This window comes from Serratia sp. CoH_134_PS_4 (assembly GCF_058190535.1).
The window spans coordinates 1-18725 of sequence record NZ_JBXWKI010000006.1; the positions used below are offsets into that span (position 1 = coordinate 1).

Sequence of the window (18725 nt, forward strand, 5' to 3'; positions counted from 1 at the left end):
AACCAGTACTAATGATCCGTGAGACTTAACCTTACAACACCAAAGGTGTTTTTAGAGCAGACGAAAGATTTTCAGCGATGTTCCGAGATTGGTTCAGGTGGTTACGCGAGTAACGGCCGGAATGAAACAGAATTTGCCTGGCGGCAATAGCGCGGTGGTCCCACCTGACCCCATGCCGAACTCAGAAGTGAAACGCCGTAGCGCCGATGGTAGTGTGGGGTCTCCCCATGCGAGAGTAGGACACTGCCAGGCATCAAATAAAGCAACAAGCCCTACGTGAAAGCGTAGGGCTTTTTGTTTTGTCTGCGATAAATATTTGCCTAAATTCTGATCGGTTTTTATCCCAATCTTCAATACGCATCACATAAATCACGCTATATTCTTCGCCCGCTATTTGTTTTAGTTGTTAACCATGCAATAACAATTAAGTTACATTTAATCGGCGGGATGCTGACCTACGATTTATTAGGCTCGGAGAATATAAAATGACAGAAACAACCTCGGTTATTGTGGATGGGGAGGGCGCTGATCTGGTTGTCCAAGATAAAAAGAAGCGCATTTTCGCCATTGTTGGGGCATCGTCGGGAAACCTGGTGGAATGGTTTGATTTTTACGTCTATTCCTTTTGTTCTATTTACTTTGCCGCATCTTTTTTCCCAGCAGGTAATAGCACGACCCAATTACTGCAAACCGCCGGCGTATTTGCTGCTGGTTTCTTTATGCGCCCTATCGGTGGTTGGTTATTCGGTTATATCGCCGACAAGCATGGCCGTAAAAACTCGATGTTGATTTCAGTCTGCATGATGTGTGCAGGATCGCTGGTGATCGCCTGTTTACCGACTTATGAATCCATCGGTAGCTGGGCACCCGCGCTGCTGTTGATCGCACGATTATTCCAGGGATTGTCCGTCGGCGGTGAGTACGGTACCAGTGCAACCTATATGAGTGAGGTGGCAATAAAGGGGCGGCGTGGATTCTATGCTTCTTTCCAATATGTGACGCTGATTGGTGGCCAATTACTGGCACTGCTGGTTCTGGTTGCGTTACAACAAATCCTCTCTGCTGACGAACTCAAGGCGTGGGGGTGGCGTATTCCTTTTGCCATTGGGGCCGTATTGGCCGTGGTGGCGTTGTATCTGCGTCGCTCACTGAATGAAACCTCCGATGCCAAAACGCGTAATCATAAAGACGCCGGTTCACTGAAAGGATTGTGGAAAAACCGCAAAGCCTTCCTGATGGTACTGGGGTTTACCGCCGGTGGCTCGTTGAGCTTTTATACCTTTACCACCTACATGCAGAAGTATTTGGTTAACACCTCTGGAATGGATGCCAAGTTGGCCAGTGGCATCATGACTGCGGCGCTATTTATCTACATGTTGTTGCAACCGTTGGTCGGGGCATTATCGGACAAGATTGGCCGCCGCAGCTCAATGCTGATCTTCGCCTCGTTTGCGACCTTATTGACGGTGCCGATCCTGCTGACATTGAAAAATGTCACTAATCCTTATGCCGCCTTCGGTCTGATTGTCCTGGCGCTGTTTATTGTGAGTTTCTATACCTCGATCAGCGGGCTGCTGAAAGCTGAAATGTTCCCGCCGGAAGTGCGGGCATTAGGGGTTGGACTATCCTATGCGGTCGCTAACGCAATGTTTGGTGGGTCAGCAGAATATGTGGCGTTGTCGCTGAAATCCTTCGGCGCGGAAAATGCCTTCTTCTGGTATGTTTCCGGCATGTGTCTACTGGCGTTGATCGTGTCACTTCGCTTGCATCGCAAAGGAAAAGAAATCCAACTGTGAATCAGCGAGTGGCGTGATACAGGCTATAACCGGTCGCGGCGCCTGCGACATCCCAGGCAAAGTCCTTCCAGCTCCAACCGGTGCCACCTTCACGACTGTCATACAGTTCTTTGGCGGCACCGAGCCCAATTGAGAACATCAGGCCGAAACTACGGCTACGGGCTTCACTCCAGTTTTGACGATCGCCATACGCAGCACCGGCGGCAGCAAAGGCAGCAGAAGCAACAAAATGCTGCGCTTTGTCCTTACCGGTCCAACTGTCATTGGCCAAATGGGTGCAGCCGCTGGTGAAAAGTAAAAAGGGGAGTACGGCCAGGCTGCGGAGTGGGCGCATAATGAAAACATCCTGTTGTCATGGCATATAAAAAACCCCGACATTGGCCGGGGTCTGCGATAGCTGAATTATAGCGGGATTACAGTATACGGCTAATCAATCTGTCGATGCGGATACGGCGCAGACGACGGATCAGTTTGCGCACTTTAACCGGATACTGCTGAATGCTTTGTAATTCCAGATAGTGCCCCACCACGGTGGTGTGGGTACGGATGCATTCCAACTCTTTGTGTCGCTGCTCACGTAACTCTTGCTTAGGATCGTGAATGAGAATGGCATTCTCCAGATCCAATCGCCACGCCCGCGGGTTAAGGTTATTACCGGTAATCAACTGCCATTCATCATCTACCCACATGCCTTTCAGGTGATAGCTGTTATCGCCGTCTTTCCACAAACGAACAATCAGCTGACCGGTATCGACATAACGCTGCAGGCGACTCAGAAAGCGTCGCAGGTTGATCTCATACAGGTAAGGTAACGCACCGATAATTTTGAACGGCTGATCTTCCGGAATATAGAAGTCATTCGCGGTTTTATCGCCAACAATGATTTCTACCTGTTTGCCTTCGCGCAGCAGAGAAATGATATTGCGTACCAGTAACGCCGGGAGGTTGAAGTAAGGCGTACACAGCGTCAGTTTTTGATCGGCGCAGGACATCAGATGGTGAATCGTTTTATTCAATACGCTTTGCTTGCCCAGCCCAACCAGCGGCGTTACTGCAAGCTCGTCGTTACCTGCCTTATTGCGAAACTGATAGCCGGCGCGGCGCAGGCCAAAGCGGAAAAGGCGAGTTTCGTTTTTGATCTCAGGGCTTTTCGGACGATCGTCACGATCCAATCGTTGTACTGCACCAGCGGACAATAGGTGCTGTTTGATGTAATCGATCAGAGTATTCGCCAATTCGCCGTTGGTGATCAGCTGGTAACGGTCGTAACGGTATTTCTCATGCTGATGTAAGTAAACGTCGTTGATGCTGGCACCGCTATAAATCACGGTATCGTCAATCACAAAGCCTTTCAGGTGCAAAACGCCCAAGGCTTCACGGGTATTGACGGGCACGCCATATATCGGCACGGACAGCCCCGGGTGCTGGTTTGCCATGGCGCAGTACCAGTCAGCGTTTGTATTGGCAGCCGCGGCGCCGATGCGCCCACGCTGGGCACGATGCCAGTCAACCAGAATGCAAATCTCCAATTCCGGGCATCGCTGCTTCGCCTGATAAAGGGCATTGAGGATATCGCGTCCGGCGTCGTCGTGCTCCAGATACAAAGCGACCAGATAAATGCGTTTGGTAGCGTGAGCGATTAAGTCCAGCAGCGTAGCGCGGTAATCAGACGGTGTGTACAAGGTACGTACATCAGCTACCGTCTGAGGGAATTTGGGCAGTTGTGCAAGGTGTTGTTGATGTTTGCTACGTTTAAATTTTGACAACATCACAGTGCGCTTCTTCTCTCATGATTAGATGGCCTGAACGCCAAATACGGAAAAACAATAAATCGAATAATCGGGCGATAATACCACTAGTTGCCCCGATTGTGCGTATGTTTTGGCGTTAAGTGGTGGATTCGTAGCGCATTGCGACATAGGTCACTGCGCATCCTCCGCTTGCAACGGCAGGGTCAAATTGACGATGCCATCCTCAAGTTGCACATCGATGCTAAAGCCCAGTCGCTGTGCCAGCCCGATCATTCCGCGGTTGTTTGGCATGGTGATCCCGGTCAGACGGGCCAGCCCGTGGGCGCGAGCATAGGCGATCATTTTCTCAAGCAGTTGGCGCCCCAAACCGAGTCCTTTCAGATCGGACCGAACCAACACGGCGAACTCCGCATCGATATTGTCTGGATCGGACAGGGCGCGCGTGACACCAATGATATGTTCATCGCGCACGGCAACAAAAGCCATCTCCCGATCGTAGTCGATCTGCGTCATGTTAGCCAAATCGTCATGGGTAAACTCGTTGATCTCGCTGAAGTAGCGATAATAGAGATCTTCTTTGGTCACACGATCGATAAAGTGTTTCAACGCCGGTTCATCCTCCGGCAAGATCGGCCTGAACAGACAGTGTGAACCGTCTTTCAATTCGATGGTTTCTTCCAGCTCGTGTGGATAAGGACGAATGGCCAGACGTGCCTGTGGATCGCCGGTAAAGGGCGCAAGTTGCATGGAGACATCGAGAAGGGTGAACTCGCTGCCGGAGGCCAATACCGGGTGGATGTCCAGCCGAGTAATTTCCGGGCAATCGAGGATCAGGTTGGACACCTGCACCAACAAGCGACTCAACCCTGGAATATCCAGCGGTCTCAGGGCACTGCGTCCGCGGATTTTGCCCCCTTTCACGGCCTGCAACACCAGATAGCGTGCCAGTGCCATATTTAATGGGGGGAGAGCTACAGAAACCTGATTTTCCTGCCGCCATTCAATCCCGCCCTCGCCAAGCATAATCAGCGGGCCAAAAATGGCATCTTGTTCTACAGCAATGCGCAGTTCCTGTGCCCCGGCACGATTCGCCATACTCTGTACCAACAGGCCGTGAATGCGGGCCTGCGGATAGGTGCGCTTCACGCGATCGAGAATGGCTTCTGCAGCCCGCTGTACTTCGGTCGCGGTGCGTAAGTAAAGCATGACGCCCTGAACTTCAGACTTATGGGGAATATCGGGTGAACGCAGTTTGAGCGCTACCGGGTAACCAATCTGTTCGGCAATATGCACTGCCTCGGCGCTGTCTTCGGCAATCCAGGTGGGTAAGGTTGTCAGATCATAGGCTTGCAGAATCGATTGTACTTCGTGGGTATCGAGCTGCGTTGCGCCTTCAGACAACGCCTGTTGAATCAGCCGGTGAGCATCTGCGGTATTGGCCGTCAGACCTATTGGCAATGCCGGGGTCTCTTTTAGCTGTTTCTGATTACGGCGATATTCCACCATGTGCATAAATGCGGTTACCGCACCTTCCGGGGTACGGTAGGTTGGAATACCGGCTTCGGTAAATAGCCGCCGGGCGTCCTGCGACGAATACTCACCACACCAGTTGGTAAGGAGTGTCATTCGTTTGCCGCGGGGGTGTTGGCGAATGGCTTCAATAATGCGTTCAGCGGTGATCGTACCTGGAGCCGCAGCGCTTGGCGCGTGGATCAGCAGTAAGGCGTCGTAGTCATGGCTGTCGAGCAGTGTTTTAACCGCAGCCAAATAACGTTGCGGTGTTGCGTCGTCGCGCAGGTCAATCGGGTTACCGGCAGGGATAAATTCGGGTAGCGCGTCGGTAAGCTGCGCCAGGGTCTCGTCTCCCAACGGTGCCAGCTTACCGTTGCGCCCCAATAATTCATCCAATGCCATCGCAGCAGGTGCGGCCCCGTTACTGACAATCATCAGCCGTTCTCCGCGCAGCGGGTGCATATGGCTCAGGGTTTCTACCGCGGAGAACAGCTCATGGGTATCCTGCACGCGTAATAACCCGGCACGTTGAATGGCCGCATCGTAGGCGGCATCTAACCCTTGCTGGCTGTTGAGCAATAACTGGGCTTGCTGACTGCGACCACTTTTGACGACCAGAATCGGCTTGTTGCGGGAAGCACTGCGGGATGCAGATAAAAAGCGACGTGCATCGCTGATGTTTTCCAGATACAGCAAGATAGCGCTGGTTTTACTGTCGCGAGCCAGAAAGTCCAGCAGGTCGTCGACGTCAATATCCAGGCTGTCGCCCAGCGCAATAAAATAGGAAAAACCGACTTCGCGCTGCTGTGCCCAGTCGAGGATAGTATTGGCCACTGCGGCGGACTGGGAAATGAACGCCAGCTTGCCCTTGAGGATCGGGACCGGCGAGAAACTGGCATTGATACCTTGCCAAGGGGCCAACAGGCCCAGACTGTTTGGTCCTAGCAGGCGCATTGAATAACGCTGCGCATAAGCCTTTAACTCGGCGAACTGCTCTGGAGGAGAAGAGAGAACAATGGCGGTTTTGCATCCGCGCTCACCCAGAGCCTGAATTAGTGCGAGGTTGCGTCGTGCATGGGTGCAAAGTATTGCCAGATCGGGGCTGATAGGCAGGCTGGCAACGTCCGGGTACGCCATTACCCCGCAGACGGCCTTGTAGCTTGGCGTGACGGGCATTACGGGCCCGTTGAATCCCCCCGCCAACAGGTTGCTCATCATCAGATTGCCGGCACGGCCAGGTTGTTGTGAAGCGCCGAGAACGGCGATCGATTTGGGACGTAAAAGCGCTTCTAACCCTCGCTGGCTCATGCACGACTCCTTGATGTCCTTCAAAATAACAGGGGGCGTTGGCTGCCGTTGCTGCTTTGTAAACTAAATTTCCTGGGCATGTTCAGTTGTCAGCGGCCTGCATTTCGAATTATTGGCTATAGCTACGTTACTGCCTGATTCTAGACGTTTTGAGACGGCTTTGCTGTGACCGGTGCCTCCGGGCGCGTAGGTTTCCCTGCCAGATACTGTTGGCGGAAATAGCGAAAATGCTCGGCCAGCCCGTCTGCGGCGGCCGTATCACCGGCCTGTTGCAGCAGGGCAGTCGCAACTTCTGCCGTGCAGTGTTGCTCAGTACGGCTGGCTTCGCGCAGTTGGTAGTTCGAGGCGGTGGTTACGTTGAGTGAGAACACGGGGAACTGATTGAGGTACGGGCTTTTACGGAACATTTTGCTCGCCTCGGTCCAGGTACCGTCCAGCATAATAAACAGCGGCGGTTTGCCACCGGCGGGCAGCTCGCTGAATACCGGCCGTTCAGGCGCGGCATAAGACGCGGGAAACACCACATAAGGCTGGCGTCCGGGATCGTTAATGGCCTTCAACAGGGCTGGGTCAACCTCGGTGCGCGACCAAAGGAACGCCTGCGTTTCTGGCAGTATATCGGCGATCAAGCGGCCGGTATTGCTCGGCTTCAACGGCTCTGCACCAAACATGATTAAGCAGAAACGGCTGGTGGCGGGCTGTGGCTGAATAGTGTCGCACAGGCAGTTTTTTTGCGGCAGCAGGCAACCCTGACAACGCGATATGCGGTTGCCGCGCGCCAGAAAGGGGCGAGTAGAGCGTTCCAGGCGAAACTGACGCAAGCGAAGTACGGCGTTGTCGGTCATAAGTATTCCGGCGAAAACCGCCATTGTAACGCAGAAAAAAGCCCGACGGGAGCGTTCGGGCTGGATTGCGTCACGGCGATGTCATCCACAATGGGCAACACCGCCTATACTTTCTGCGTTAAACTAGTTCATTGAGCCAGTTATCAAATGGCGCCTTTGGCATGGCGCCGTTGAGCATGTCGACCATTTTTCCTTTACGGAATAGCATGATGGTCGGAATGCTGCGGATGCGGAAGCGAGCGCTCAATTCTGGCTCTGCCTCGGTGTTCACTTTTACGAAGCGAACTTTGCCCGCGCGTTCTTCGGCAACGTCTTCGAAGATCGGCGCAAAATTGACGCAAGGGCCGCACCACGGTGCCCAAAAGTCGACCACGACCGGCAGATCATCCTGCAGCAGCGGGTCCAGTGTCGCGGCGGTGGCATTGATCACCTCACCGTCAAATAGCGCATGGCCGCAGCGGCCGCATTTCGCACCGTCAGCCACGCGTTCTTCAGGGACGCGGTTGGTGGCATTACAAGCTGGACAGACTGTATTCATGATGACCTCGGATACTGAGAAAGCATGACAAACCGCATTCGGGTTGCGGATATGTTTCTTTAATGCTGCTTATTATCGTTAAAAGTGCGGCAAGGAACAAAGAGGTTTGTTCAATGAATACGATAGTTGTTAGCTTTTAGCGCAAGTAGGTGGCTTAGCACCCCAACATCAGGTAATCTTCGCGCCCTGCGCGTTGGTGGAGAAGAAAATGAACGATTCATTTAGTGGCAAGAACGGTAAAGTTAAAGTGATGTACGTCCGCAGCGACGATGACAGCAGCAGCGACGACCGTAACAAGAATAAGCGTCCGGCCGGCAAAGGCCGTCCGGCAGACGGTGCGCGCTCTTCGGGCCGTACCGGTCAGGACAAACCACGTGGCAACAATGATCGCCGTGGCTCTGGTACTGATTCCCGCCGCAGTGAAAGCGATCGTCCTCGCCGTCCAGCGCGTACTGAAGACCGTGGCGGTTATGATTCGCCATGGAAAACCGTGTCACGTGGCCCGGAAGAAGAGCCGGCGTTCGATCACGGCGGTATCAGCGGTAAAAGCTTTATCGATCCGGAGCAGCTGCGTCGTCAACGTGCGGAAGAAACCCGTGTTTACGGTGAGAACGCCTGCCAGGCCCTGTTTGCCAGCCGCCCAGACGCCATCGTCCGTGCGTGGTTCGTGCAGTCGGTCACGCCACGTTTTCGTGAAGCCCTGCGTTGGATGGCGGCGAACCGTAAAGCCTATCACGTCGTAGATGAAGAAGAGCTGGCTAAAGCGTCCGGCACTGAACACCATGGCGGCGTGTGCTTCCTGATCAAAAAGCGTCAGGGGCTGGATGCGCAAACCTATTTGAAAGAAGCACCGGCGAAAGACTGCGTGCTGGCATTGGAAGAAGTGGGCAACCCGCATAACCTGGGGGCTATCGTCCGTTCTTGCGCTCACTTTGGCGTTAACGGCGTGTTGCTGCAGGATCCTGCGTTGCTGGAGTCTGGTGCTGCGGTGCGTACGGCAGAGGGTGGGGCAGAGCACATCAAAGCGATTAGCGCTGATGACTTCCTGTCGGTGCTGGATACCTTCCGCAAGGCGGGTTATGCCATTGTGACCACCTCGAGCCACAAAGGTACCCCACTGGCGCAGGCTAAACTGCCGGCCAAAATGGTACTGGTACTGGGGCAAGAGCGCGACGGTCTGAGCGACAGCGCCTGGCAACAGGGGGATATGAACGTGTCTATCGGCGGTACCGGCAAGGTAGAAAGCCTGAACGTATCGGTCGCGACCGGTATTTTGCTGGCTGACTGGTGGCGTCAAAACCAGGCCTAATATACCCGTCGCCTTTCAAGCCGCAGCGTTGTTAGCTGCACCAACTCACCCCAGTGACTGACTAGAGTAAGCACCTGGGGATGAGTGAGTGGGTCGCCTAGCTGCAACTTGAAATTCATAGGGTATACATAATGTTATAAAAAACGGGCGCCCTGGGGCGCCCGTTTTGCTTTCTACTGTTTAGTGAGCGCCGCCGCCCCCGCCGCCAGAACTGAATGGCGGTTTCGCCACCCACACCAGTACCAGCAGGATCAGGAACACCCCAGCAGCCAACCAGAAAATCTCGTTGGCAGAGATGATCAACCCTTGCGCGGTGATCTCGTTGGCAATATAGGCCGACGCCTGCTGCTTGCTCATACCGATCTGTTCCAACTGTCGATACATTTCCTGCGACTGCGGACTGTATGGATTCACAAACTCCGTCAGCTGCGCGTGATGCTGCGATTCGCGCTGGGTCCACAGCGTGGTGGTGATCGACGTACCGATCGACCCCGCTAACGTACGGGTAAAGTTCGACAGGCTCGATGCCGCTGCCATACGTTCCGGCGGCAAGCCGGACAGCGTGATGGTGGTTAACGGCATAAAGAAGCAGGCGATGGCAAAGCCCTGGACAAACTGCGGCCAGGCCGAGGCACCAAAGTCCATTCCCGGCTCAAACGTATAAGCGCGCCAGTAAAAGCACACGGCATACATAATGAAGCTAAAGGTCACCAGCCTGCGCATATCGAGTCGGTTGCCGAATTTACCGATGATCGGTGACAGCAATACCGGTATCAACCCGATCGGTGCCGAAGCCAATCCTGCCCAGGTGGCGGTATAGCCATACACCTCCTGTAGCAGCTGCGGCAACAGGACGATAGCGCCGAAGTAGAGCATGTAGGCCAGACTGATGCACAGACAGCCGATGGTAAAGTTGCGTGACTTGAACAGCGACAAGTCTACCACCGGGTGGTCGTCCGTCAGTTCCCAGACCACCAGGAACAGCAACGCCACCACCGCCACCACCGTCAGCACAATAATCTCGGTCGAGTTGAACCAGTCCAGCTCCTTACCCTGATCGAGCATCACCTGCAGCGAACCAATGCCGACAATCAGCAGCACCAGGCCAACGGTATCGATCGGTTTGATCTCGGTCTTGGTTTCTCTGCCGCGCAACGTCGACAGGGCTGCCATGATCACGAAACCGCCAATCGGAATGTTGATGAAGAAGATCCAGCCCCAGTGATAGTTATCACTGATATAACCCCCGAGGATAGGCCCGAATATTGGCGCGACGATCACCGTCATCGACCAGAGCGCCAGGGCCATCGCTCGCTTGGCGGGCGGATAGTTGTTCAGCAACAGGCTTTGTGACAGCGGGATCAAGGGCCCTGCGACCACCCCCTGGATCACGCGGAAGAAGATCAGCATGCCCAGGCTGTTGGAAATGCCACACAGCCAGGAAGCGAGCACGAACAATGCGGTGGACCAAAGGAACAACCGCACTTCACCGACGCGCTTTGCCAGCCAGCCGGTGATCGGGATGGAAATGGCGTTTGCCACGCCAAACGAGGTGATCACCCAGGTGCCCTGCGAGTTGGAAGACCCGAGGTTACCCGCAATTGTTGGGATCGCCACGTTGGCAATGGTGGAGTCCAGCACCTGCATAAAGGTCGCCATGGCGAGCGCGACCGTCATCCAGGCGAGCTGAGCGCCTTCAAGCGGTTTCTGTGCCAAGGTAGCCTCCCGCGCGCTTAGCCGGCATTCGCATGGATCACGTCAGCGATCATCTGGTTAACCGGTGCCAGATTCAACGCCAGCGCGTCGGTCTGGTACAGCGGTTTGTCTCGCACCACATCAGACAGCACGCGGCCATCCAGATTGGTGGTATCGACTTTTACCAGTGTGGATAAGCCAATGCGCAACGGATGATCGGCAATTTGTTTGGCGTCCAGCTCAATACGCACCGGCAGACGCTGAACCACTTTGATCCAGTTACCGGTAGCATTTTGTGCAGGCAGCAGCGAGAAGGCGCTACCGGTACCCATATCGATACCGACGACTTTGCCGTTATACACCACATCGTCACCGTAAATATCACTGACTACGGTAGCCGACTGTCCAATACGCATATTGGCAATTTGGGTTTCTTTAAAGTTGGCATCAACCCAGATGTGATCGGCTGGCACCACGGCCATTAGCGGGGAGCCGGCGGCGATTTGCGCGCCAACCTGTACGCTACGACGGGACACATAGCCGGTGATCGGGCTGATGATTTGAGTACGTTGCAATGCCAGCCAAGCGTCGCGTACTTGCGCGGCGGACTGTTGGATCGCGGGCTGCTGTTCCAGTGGGGTATTGAGCACCATCGCCTGATTGGCGTTGTATTGCTGTACGGCCACTTCTAACGCGGCCTTGGCGCTGTCGACCGCATCTCGTGCATGTTGCAGTTCTTCACGGCCAATGGCGTCAACGCTACCCAGCACCACACGGCGCTTTAAATCACTCTCAGCTTTGCTCAAGTCAGATTTGCGCAGGGCAATATTGGCCTGATATTGCTTACTGTTAATGATGAGCTGGTGGGTTTGACGCACGCTGTTAGCCAAGCCGGTTTTGGCGCGTTCAAGCGCTTGCTCGGCATCGGTTGGATCGAGCGTGACCAGTACATCACCCTGTTTTACGTAATCTGTATTGTCGAAGTTGACGCGGTTAACGCTACCGTTCACCTGGGCCATGATCTGCACCTGGTTACCGGACACATAGGCGTCGTCCGTTTCCTGATGATGACGCAGCACCAGGAACCAATACACTAAATATGCCACCCCAATAACAACAAAAATAACCGTTAGCAACAGCAGCCAGAATTTACGCTGCTTCTTCTTACCGACCGGTTGCTGCGGGTTTTGAGTTTCCGCGCTTACACTCATGGTGTTCTCCAAGCTCTCTTTACCCTTCAGACTGAAGCGGCATCGGTATTGGCTCTGCTCACTCGCCCGATGCACTTACAGGAGTAAGTTCATGGGGCTTGTTCCCTTGCCGTCTCGATGCCGCGCCAATTATTTTGGGTCGTTTTATTATGCTTTTGAATCCGCTACGGCCGGAGCTTGATAGCCACCGCCCAGCGCACGGATCAGTCCTATCTTCGCCTGCAACAAGTTGCTGCTGGCATTCAGTTCCGCCTGCTGCTGCTGCAAGAGCTGCGTTTGGCTGGTTAACAACTGGTCGCGCCCGATAATCCCTGCCTGGTATCGAGCGTTAGCGACGCGGTACACCTGCTGCATCGATTGGGACGCGGATGCCGCCTGCAGCTGCTGTTGCGCAGTGCTTTGTTGGACGGTGATGGCATCAGCAGTTTCCTGCACGGCATTCAGGATAGTTTGGTTATAGGACTCGACGGCCTGGTCATACAGTGCAGACTCCTCACCCAGCTTGCTGCGCAGTGCGCCGGCGTGGAAGATCGGTAATGAAATCGCCGGCACCACATTCCAGGCTTGGCTGGCCGCTTCAAACAGGTTCGGGCTGGTGCCACTGGTATTGGTCGTGGTCAGGCCGGCAAAGGCTGAAATGGTTAGGCTAGGGTAAAATTCCTTACGTGCGGCGCTGACGCGTTGGCTGTAGGACTCCACCAACTGGCGCTGTGCGGCGATGTCCGGGCGTTTACCCAGCAAATCGGCAGTGAGCTCACCTTTTGGCGCCATCAAATTACTGGCAGGCAACGCGACTGGACGCAGGTGCTGCATCGCATTCGGGCCCTGGCCAGCCAGTGCGGCCAATTGGTGTCTAAGTTGTTCAATTTGCGACTGCAGTTGAAGGATCTGCTGTTTGGCGCCGTCAGCTTGTGCCTGGGTTTGTTGTGGAACATCAACACCCGTAATGCCGGCTTTATATTGCTGCTGGCGCAGGTCTGCCAGGCGTTGGTTGTTATCCACTTCCTGTTGCAGCAGTTTTTCCAGTGCAAAATTGCTTTGAAGCTGGTAATACGCCGAGGCCACGGAACTGGTCAGCGTCAGTGCCGCCTGTTCCTGTTCGGCGCGCGCCGCATCAACCTGTGCCTTGGCGGCGTTAACCTGATTGCGGTATTTGCCCCACCAGTCAAACTCATAAGCCAGATTCAGGCCCAAAGAGTTCGAGGTTTCATAGATCGGTTGGTGCGGGTAGCCCAGCCCCAGGTTAACGTTCTGTGGAATTTTCTGGCGGTTGCTGCTGGCGTTCAGATCCAGATTGGGGCCATTGGCGGCACTGGCTTCGCCTACGACACTTTGTGCTTCGCGTACGCGACCCGCTGCTTGTCTCAGCGTCGGCGAGCTTTGCAGCGTCTGGGTCATCAGGCTATCGAGCTGCGGGTCATTAAGCGAACGCCACCATTGCGGGCTGACATTCAGCGAACTGACTTTTGGCTGTGACAGTTGCAGGCTCTGCGGATCCATCAGGGTGGATTGCGGGGCAATATTATCGGTAGATGCACACCCGGCCAGCAGCAATACAGCGAACAGCGGGGTGAATCTCCAGTTAAATGGGGATCGCATAGTATGTTACCTGAACAGAAGTTATTGGGATAACTGTCCTGAAACTTCCATCTGGTCCAGACGCGTTAACAGTTTGCGCGTCAGCTTTTCAAGCTGCTGCTGTTCGTCATCGTTCAGCGTGGACCACAGGAAATGCAGACATTTGTGCTGCGGTGGCAGCAACTGGTTGAGAAATTCCTCTCCCTGCGGCGTCATGTGCAAATGCAGGCAACGACGATCATTGTCACTTTCACGGCGCTCAATCCAACCGCGCTTTTCTAACTCATCGGCAATACGTGTGGCATTAGTACGCGACGAACCTAGGGCAGAGCTTAGCTCAGAAGGCTGAATGCTGTGACTTTCCTGTGCATCCAGAGTAATCAGCGCCATAAACAATGTTTCGTTAATCCCTTGTGCTTTGAGCATTTTATTGCGGTTTTCCAGCAGCTTACTTTGCATGTGCATGCACAGCCGGGTCAGCAATATCTCCTGATAAGGGAAATCTTTCTGACGTTTTGCGCGGAAATTAAGCATTTGTTCAATGGGAGTAAACGAGCTTTCCATAATTTGGGGCCTCATTAATTTCGTTCGAGATAGTAACGATAGTGATTAATAATGTAAATGTTCAGCCGTGCGAATAATTTAGCAATTCGTGTCATTTGTAAGTTGTTTGTCAATGACCCATTTTTGAGTAAGTGCTCAGAATGGGGATGACGGACAAAATCAAAGGCTGGCTGGGCCGAGAATCATAAACATTTTTAATGTGATGCCAAAGGCGACTGCGCCGATCAACGTCGACAAAATGATGCTCTTGCTGCGGTAGAAGCACAAACCCAGTGCGGCGAACCCGACCAGTGTTGGCCACAGCTTGTCGGGTTCACGCATCACCACCGGCGTGCTGGATACCACCAGCAACGCACAGATAGAGGCGATGCCGATACTGTCGAGCAGCAGGGCCGTTTTACCTCGCTGGATGCCGGGTTGGGCACGCGCTGGCGCCAGGCGTAATGGTAAGTAGCGGAACAGGTAATTAGCGCAACCCACAACCAGGCCAATGACCAGCACATCAGTGTTCATTGATAACCTCCTGCGTGGTGGGTTGGAACAGCGCGGCGATACAACCGGCACTGATACCCGCTAAAATGGCTACCGGGATGGAAAATAGCACTACGCCGAGCAGTGCACCGGCCAGAGCCGCGGCGATAGTCAGGCTTTGCGGGCGTTTGAATGCAGCAAGCAGGAAACTGAGGAACAGCGCCGGCAACATAAAGGAGAGTGACGCCTCGATGACGGGATATTGCTCGAGAGGCCCGTTGCCGAAGAGTGCGCCAATCGCGGTGCCTGCGACCCACGACAGCCAGGAGCACAGCGAGATGCCGAGCATCCAGTTTTCGCTCCAACTGCGGTTATTGCGCATTAACTTGGCCGTAGCCGCGGCGAACACTTCATCGGTCAGGCCGAAGGCCCACAGTGCCGTTTTACCGCGCGACATGCGCGAAACGATGCGGTGTCGTAGGGCTGGGCCATACAGCAAATGCCGTATGTCCATGGCCATCACGGTTAGCGCGGAAACCCACAGTGACATACCGGCACTCAACAAGGCAGTGATCACAAACTGACTCGCCCCCGCATAGATAATGCAGGAAAAGAAGATGCTCTCTAGCGGGGAGAATCCCAGCTTAACGGCGCTCAGGCCGAATGCGAAAGCCACCGGCACATAGCCGATGACAATAGGTAAACTGTCGACGATGCCGTGGGTAAAGGTAGAGCTGACGGCAGGAGGATTGAGGTTTTCTGCAGCTTGGCTTTGCATTTTTATGAGTGTCGCAGGATATAGAGATCAATAGTTCATCTGCAGAACATTACCAGAGAGTGAGTAATGTTTATACCCTGCGGCGCTAATAAATTCCTGATATTACTATTCGCTTGCTAATCAGATTGTCGCTGGGCCTTGTGGGTCATGGTGCTTACCGTGCCACCAGGTCAGCAGGTTGAGGAGACATAAAACGCCCCCAGCAGCGGCGACGCCGGTCCAGCCTGCATGTTGGTAAGCGGTGGCTGACAGCAGTGAACCGAGTGCGCCACCGATAAAATAGCTGGTCATGTAGCCTGCCGTCAGGCGATTACGCGCTTCCGGCATGATGCGGTAAATCACGCTTTGATTGGTGACGTGTACGGCTTGCACCGCCAGGTCAAGGATCAGGATGCCGGCGATCAATGCCCACAGCGATTGTTTAGCGAAAGCGATGGGTATCCATGACAGTAACAACAGCACCAGGCCAACGGTGGTGGTTAAACCGGCTTTGCCTTGGTCCGCCATGTGCCCGGCACGTGAGGCGGCTAACGCTCCCGCAGCACCGACTAACCCGAACAGGCCGATGACGCCTTCGGAATAGCCAAAGGGCGGCGCGGCCAGCAGAAAAGCCATGGACGTCCACAGCACGCTAAAGTTGGCGAACGAGAGCGCACCCAGCACCGCACGGGTCCGCAGCAGTGGAGTCCCGCAGAACAGTGTGAAAATTGATTTCAGTAACTGGGGGTAATTCAGCCCTGAGTGCTGTTTATAACGTGGTAGTGCACGCCAGAGGATCAGCGCCATCAGGATCATTAACACACTGGCCACCCAGTAAATGGTGCGCCAACCGCCGAACGACGCAAGTGCCCCGGCGACGGTTCGTGCCAACAGAATACCGAGCAGTAAGCCACTCATGATAATGCCAACAGTTTTACCGCGTTTTTCCGGGTGTGCCAACGTAGCCGCCAACGGCACCAGGATTTGCGCCACCACCGAGAACAGCCCCGTGAGTGCCGTGCCGAGGATCATCATCGGCAAGGTTGAGGAACTGGCCGTGATCAGCATTCCCCCTGCTGCCAGCAGCGTCATAAAGACAATCAACCCGCGGCGTTCAAACATATCGCCGAGCGGCACCAGCAATAGCAGGCCTACGGCGTAGCCCAATTGAGCGGCGGTGACGATAAAACCGGCCTGATTCACCGACAGATCAAAGTTCTGGGCGATGGTTTCCAGCAATGGTTGTGCGTAATAGTTACTGGCGACCGCCAGACCGGTGGCGATGGCAATCAGTACGGTTAACGCTGGGCTTAGGCCCGGCTGTGCGTGTTTTTGATTCATAGTTTTTAATCATAAGAAGAAGTGGGGCGAGTATCGTTCAGGACAGCGCGTTAAACCAATGTATAATTTTCATTTGATCAATCTCATTTTGCGATAGATACCATGAACCTGAAACAAATCCGCTTTGCACTTGCGGTGGCTGAAGAACAGAGCTTTACGCGGGCAGCGCAGCGCTGCCATACGGTACAGTCTGCCCTTAGCCACCAGATTGCCAAACTGGAGGAAGAGCTAGGGTGCACATTGTTTGAGCGTACCTCACGCCGGGTAAAATTGACGACTGCCGGCCAGGCATTTATTCAACCTGCGCAACGATTACTGGCGGCGAAACAGGCGCTGGTGGAGGAGGTGGTCGCGGCCAGCGGCACAGTGTCCGGTACCCTGACTATTGGCACCATTTCAACCATAAACGCGATTGATCTCACCGAGAAACTGGGTAATTTCCATCGCCATTATCCGGCGGTGAACATCCGGTTGTATGTGGGAATGAGCGAGGAATTGCTGGAGGATGTTCGCCAACAAAAAACCGACGTGGCGTTTGTCGGCATTTGGCCGGGCGATATCGATATGCTGCCGGTATCTCATCGGCAGCTTACCGATGAGCCGCTGGTGGCACTGGTGGCGACACAACATCCGTTAGCCAACCGCCAGCGAGTCAATCTGCAAACCTTGTCGGAAGTACCGCTGGTGGACTTTTACAGCGGTACAGGGGCCAGGCGCCAAACCGATCGCGCGTTTCAGGCTGCGGGGATTAAGCGGCACGTCAGTTTTGAAATTGATCATATTGAATGGCTGGAAAATTTGGTCCGGCGCGGGCTAGCGACGGGTATCGTACCGATTTCGACGGCACAGCGTTTGAGTTCGCTGGTGTCAATTCCAATCGAGGATGGCCCACGGCGGCAGGTGTACTGCGTATGGCCGCAGTTGCTGTCCAGAACCGCCGAGCGTTTTTTGCAGTTTAGTGGGATAGATATTGTTGAATAAAGAGAGCAGGGGTGCAGTTGCCTGCACCCCTGTGTGGTTATTTCTTCGCGGCCTCGGCGGCCGTTTTCACCCAGCCGTCAAAGGTGGCCTGATGCGCCTTGATCCAGCCATTAACGTGACGCTGGATATCGGCTTCAGATGCCTGACCCTCATGCATACGCAGGTTTTGCGCATTCACATCGGCAATGGGCAGCTTCATGATGGCGAACAGCTTGGCGGCAGCCGGGTTGGCTTCGGCCCACTGCTTGTTGGCGGCGATACGCATGGTGTTCACCGGGAAACCATAGTTAGCACCGTTTGGCAGCTTGGTATCCCTGTTTTTCATTTCGCCCGGCATGGCGGAAAATGGCACTTGCAACCAGACGACGTCGCGCCCCGGAACCAACACATCGCTCACCCAGTATGGCGTCCAGGTGTAGTACAACACCGGTTTGCCTTCTTTGTAGCGGGTAATGGTATCGGCAATCATTGCCGCGTAGTTGCCCTGGTTGTGCTCGACGGTCTTATCCAGACCGTAGGCCTTGATGTGGTGGTTAATGGCGGCTTCACAGCCCCAGCCCGGCGTACAACCGGTCAGATCCGCTTTGCCATCCCCGTTGGTGTCGAACAGTTTGGCGATCTTCGGATCTTTCAGCTGTTCAATGTTGGTGATGTGGTATTTATCGGCGGTTTTTTTGTCGATCAGGTAACCCTGTGCTGCCCCGTTGACGTATACCCCCTCGCGGTAAAACTTGGCGTCGCCACCGGCGGCTTTGTACTGATCGGCGTGCAGCGGATCCCAATTGACCGCAAGGAACGTCGCGTCACCGGAGGCGATTGACGTGTAGGCGACGTTATAATCCACTTCGCGCGTGTCTTTCACGTCGTAGCCCAGTTTTTCCAACGCTTTACTGACCAGCAGCGTCTGGAAGGTTTCTTCGGAAATGGTGCTCTGCACCGGTTGCACCCTGATGCCTTTACCCGGCAAGTCCGCGGCAAAAACCGCCTGTGAGCTAATCAGTGTGGTAAGGGCAACGGCCCAGATTCCTGTAGTGCGCATAGTGAAATACCTTTTTATGTTATGAAGCC

The 18725-nt window shown here is 54.4% G+C and carries 16 protein-coding genes and 1 rRNA gene; 4 read left to right on the forward strand and 13 right to left on the reverse strand.

The annotated features are described in order from the left end of the window. The first annotated feature begins 136 nt into the window (after positions 1–136). Together rrf and AC2FCQ_RS11155 are read left to right on the forward strand one after the other, a co-directional pair. Positions 137–252 (forward strand): 5S ribosomal RNA (gene rrf / locus AC2FCQ_RS11150). A 233-nt stretch (positions 253–485) separates the two neighbouring features. Then, positions 486–1796, forward strand: a complete 1311-nt coding sequence (locus tag AC2FCQ_RS11155) for an MFS family transporter (RefSeq protein WP_209640409.1) — start codon at positions 486–488, stop codon at positions 1794–1796. Between the two features lies 1 nt (position 1797). Here AC2FCQ_RS11155 and AC2FCQ_RS11160 read toward each other — a convergent pair whose 3' ends face one another. From AC2FCQ_RS11160 to trxC, 5 genes are all read right to left on the reverse strand, one after another. Next, complete coding sequence (locus AC2FCQ_RS11160; protein ID WP_490308327.1) at positions 1798–2130, reverse strand: YfiM family lipoprotein; 333 nt, start codon at positions 2128–2130, stop codon at positions 1798–1800. A gap of 79 nt (positions 2131–2209) precedes the next feature. Further along, positions 2210–3565: a CDP-diacylglycerol--serine O-phosphatidyltransferase gene (gene pssA, locus AC2FCQ_RS11165; protein WP_265557048.1), complete on the reverse strand. Its 1356-nt coding sequence runs from the start codon at positions 3563–3565 to the stop codon at positions 2210–2212. A gap of 153 nt (positions 3566–3718) precedes the next feature. Further along, on the reverse strand, positions 3719–6367 hold the full coding sequence (locus tag AC2FCQ_RS11170; protein ID WP_490308326.1) for a bifunctional acetate--CoA ligase family protein/GNAT family N-acetyltransferase: 2649 nt from the start codon (positions 6365–6367) through the stop codon (positions 3719–3721). 140 nt (positions 6368–6507) lie between these two features. Then, positions 6508–7212 carry a tRNA-uridine aminocarboxypropyltransferase gene (locus tag AC2FCQ_RS11175; RefSeq protein ID WP_490308325.1) on the reverse strand — a complete coding sequence of 235 codons (705 nt, stop codon included), beginning with the start codon at positions 7210–7212 and terminating at the stop codon, positions 6508–6510. Positions 7213–7330: 118 nt separating this feature from the next. Then, a complete protein-coding gene (trxC, locus tag AC2FCQ_RS11180; RefSeq protein WP_209640396.1) occupies positions 7331–7750 on the reverse strand; it encodes a thioredoxin TrxC in 420 nt (139 codons plus the stop codon). Between the two features lie 208 nt (positions 7751–7958). Between trxC and AC2FCQ_RS11185 the strand changes: the two genes are divergently transcribed. Continuing rightward, positions 7959–9059, forward strand: coding sequence for a tRNA/rRNA methyltransferase (locus tag AC2FCQ_RS11185; RefSeq protein WP_061808384.1), 1101 nt, complete (start codon positions 7959–7961; stop codon positions 9057–9059). Positions 9060–9239: 180 nt separating this feature from the next. On the opposite strand, the gene emrB is transcribed toward AC2FCQ_RS11185, so the two are convergent. The 7 genes from emrB to AC2FCQ_RS11220 form a co-directional block, all read right to left on the reverse strand. Continuing rightward, positions 9240–10775, reverse strand: a complete 1536-nt coding sequence (gene emrB / locus AC2FCQ_RS11190) for a multidrug efflux MFS transporter permease subunit EmrB (RefSeq protein WP_209640393.1) — start codon at positions 10773–10775, stop codon at positions 9240–9242. 17 nt (positions 10776–10792) lie between these two features. Then, the gene (gene emrA, locus AC2FCQ_RS11195) at positions 10793–11965 is read right to left on the reverse strand and encodes a multidrug efflux MFS transporter periplasmic adaptor subunit EmrA (protein WP_209640392.1); all 1173 of its coding nucleotides are present in this window, start codon (positions 11963–11965) and stop codon (positions 10793–10795) included. A 147-nt stretch (positions 11966–12112) separates the two neighbouring features. Further along, positions 12113–13564, reverse strand: coding sequence for an efflux transporter outer membrane subunit (locus AC2FCQ_RS11200; RefSeq protein ID WP_209640390.1), 1452 nt, complete (start codon positions 13562–13564; stop codon positions 12113–12115). A gap of 21 nt (positions 13565–13585) precedes the next feature. Then, the gene (mprA, locus tag AC2FCQ_RS11205; RefSeq protein ID WP_037422292.1) at positions 13586–14107 is read right to left on the reverse strand and encodes a transcriptional repressor MprA; all 522 of its coding nucleotides are present in this window, start codon (positions 14105–14107) and stop codon (positions 13586–13588) included. Positions 14108–14266: 159 nt separating this feature from the next. Then, a complete protein-coding gene (ygaH, locus tag AC2FCQ_RS11210; RefSeq protein WP_490308324.1) occupies positions 14267–14620 on the reverse strand; it encodes an L-valine transporter subunit YgaH in 354 nt (117 codons plus the stop codon). Further along, the gene (locus tag AC2FCQ_RS11215) at positions 14610–15356 is read right to left on the reverse strand and encodes an AzlC family ABC transporter permease (RefSeq protein ID WP_404760666.1); all 747 of its coding nucleotides are present in this window, start codon (positions 15354–15356) and stop codon (positions 14610–14612) included. Before AC2FCQ_RS11215 ends, ygaH begins: the two co-directional genes overlap by 11 nt. Before the next feature lie 120 nt (positions 15357–15476). After that, entirely contained in the window at positions 15477–16676 is a 1200-nt protein-coding gene (locus tag AC2FCQ_RS11220) for an MFS transporter (RefSeq protein ID WP_209640382.1), read from the reverse strand. Between the two features lie 102 nt (positions 16677–16778). Between AC2FCQ_RS11220 and AC2FCQ_RS11225 the strand changes: the two genes are divergently transcribed. After that, positions 16779–17657, forward strand: a complete 879-nt coding sequence (locus AC2FCQ_RS11225; protein ID WP_209640379.1) for a LysR family transcriptional regulator — start codon at positions 16779–16781, stop codon at positions 17655–17657. 37 nt (positions 17658–17694) lie between these two features. On the opposite strand, the gene proX is transcribed toward AC2FCQ_RS11225, so the two are convergent. After that, positions 17695–18696, reverse strand: a complete 1002-nt coding sequence (proX, locus tag AC2FCQ_RS11230; protein WP_209640377.1) for a glycine betaine/L-proline ABC transporter substrate-binding protein ProX — start codon at positions 18694–18696, stop codon at positions 17695–17697. Between the last annotated feature and the right edge of the window lie 29 nt (positions 18697–18725).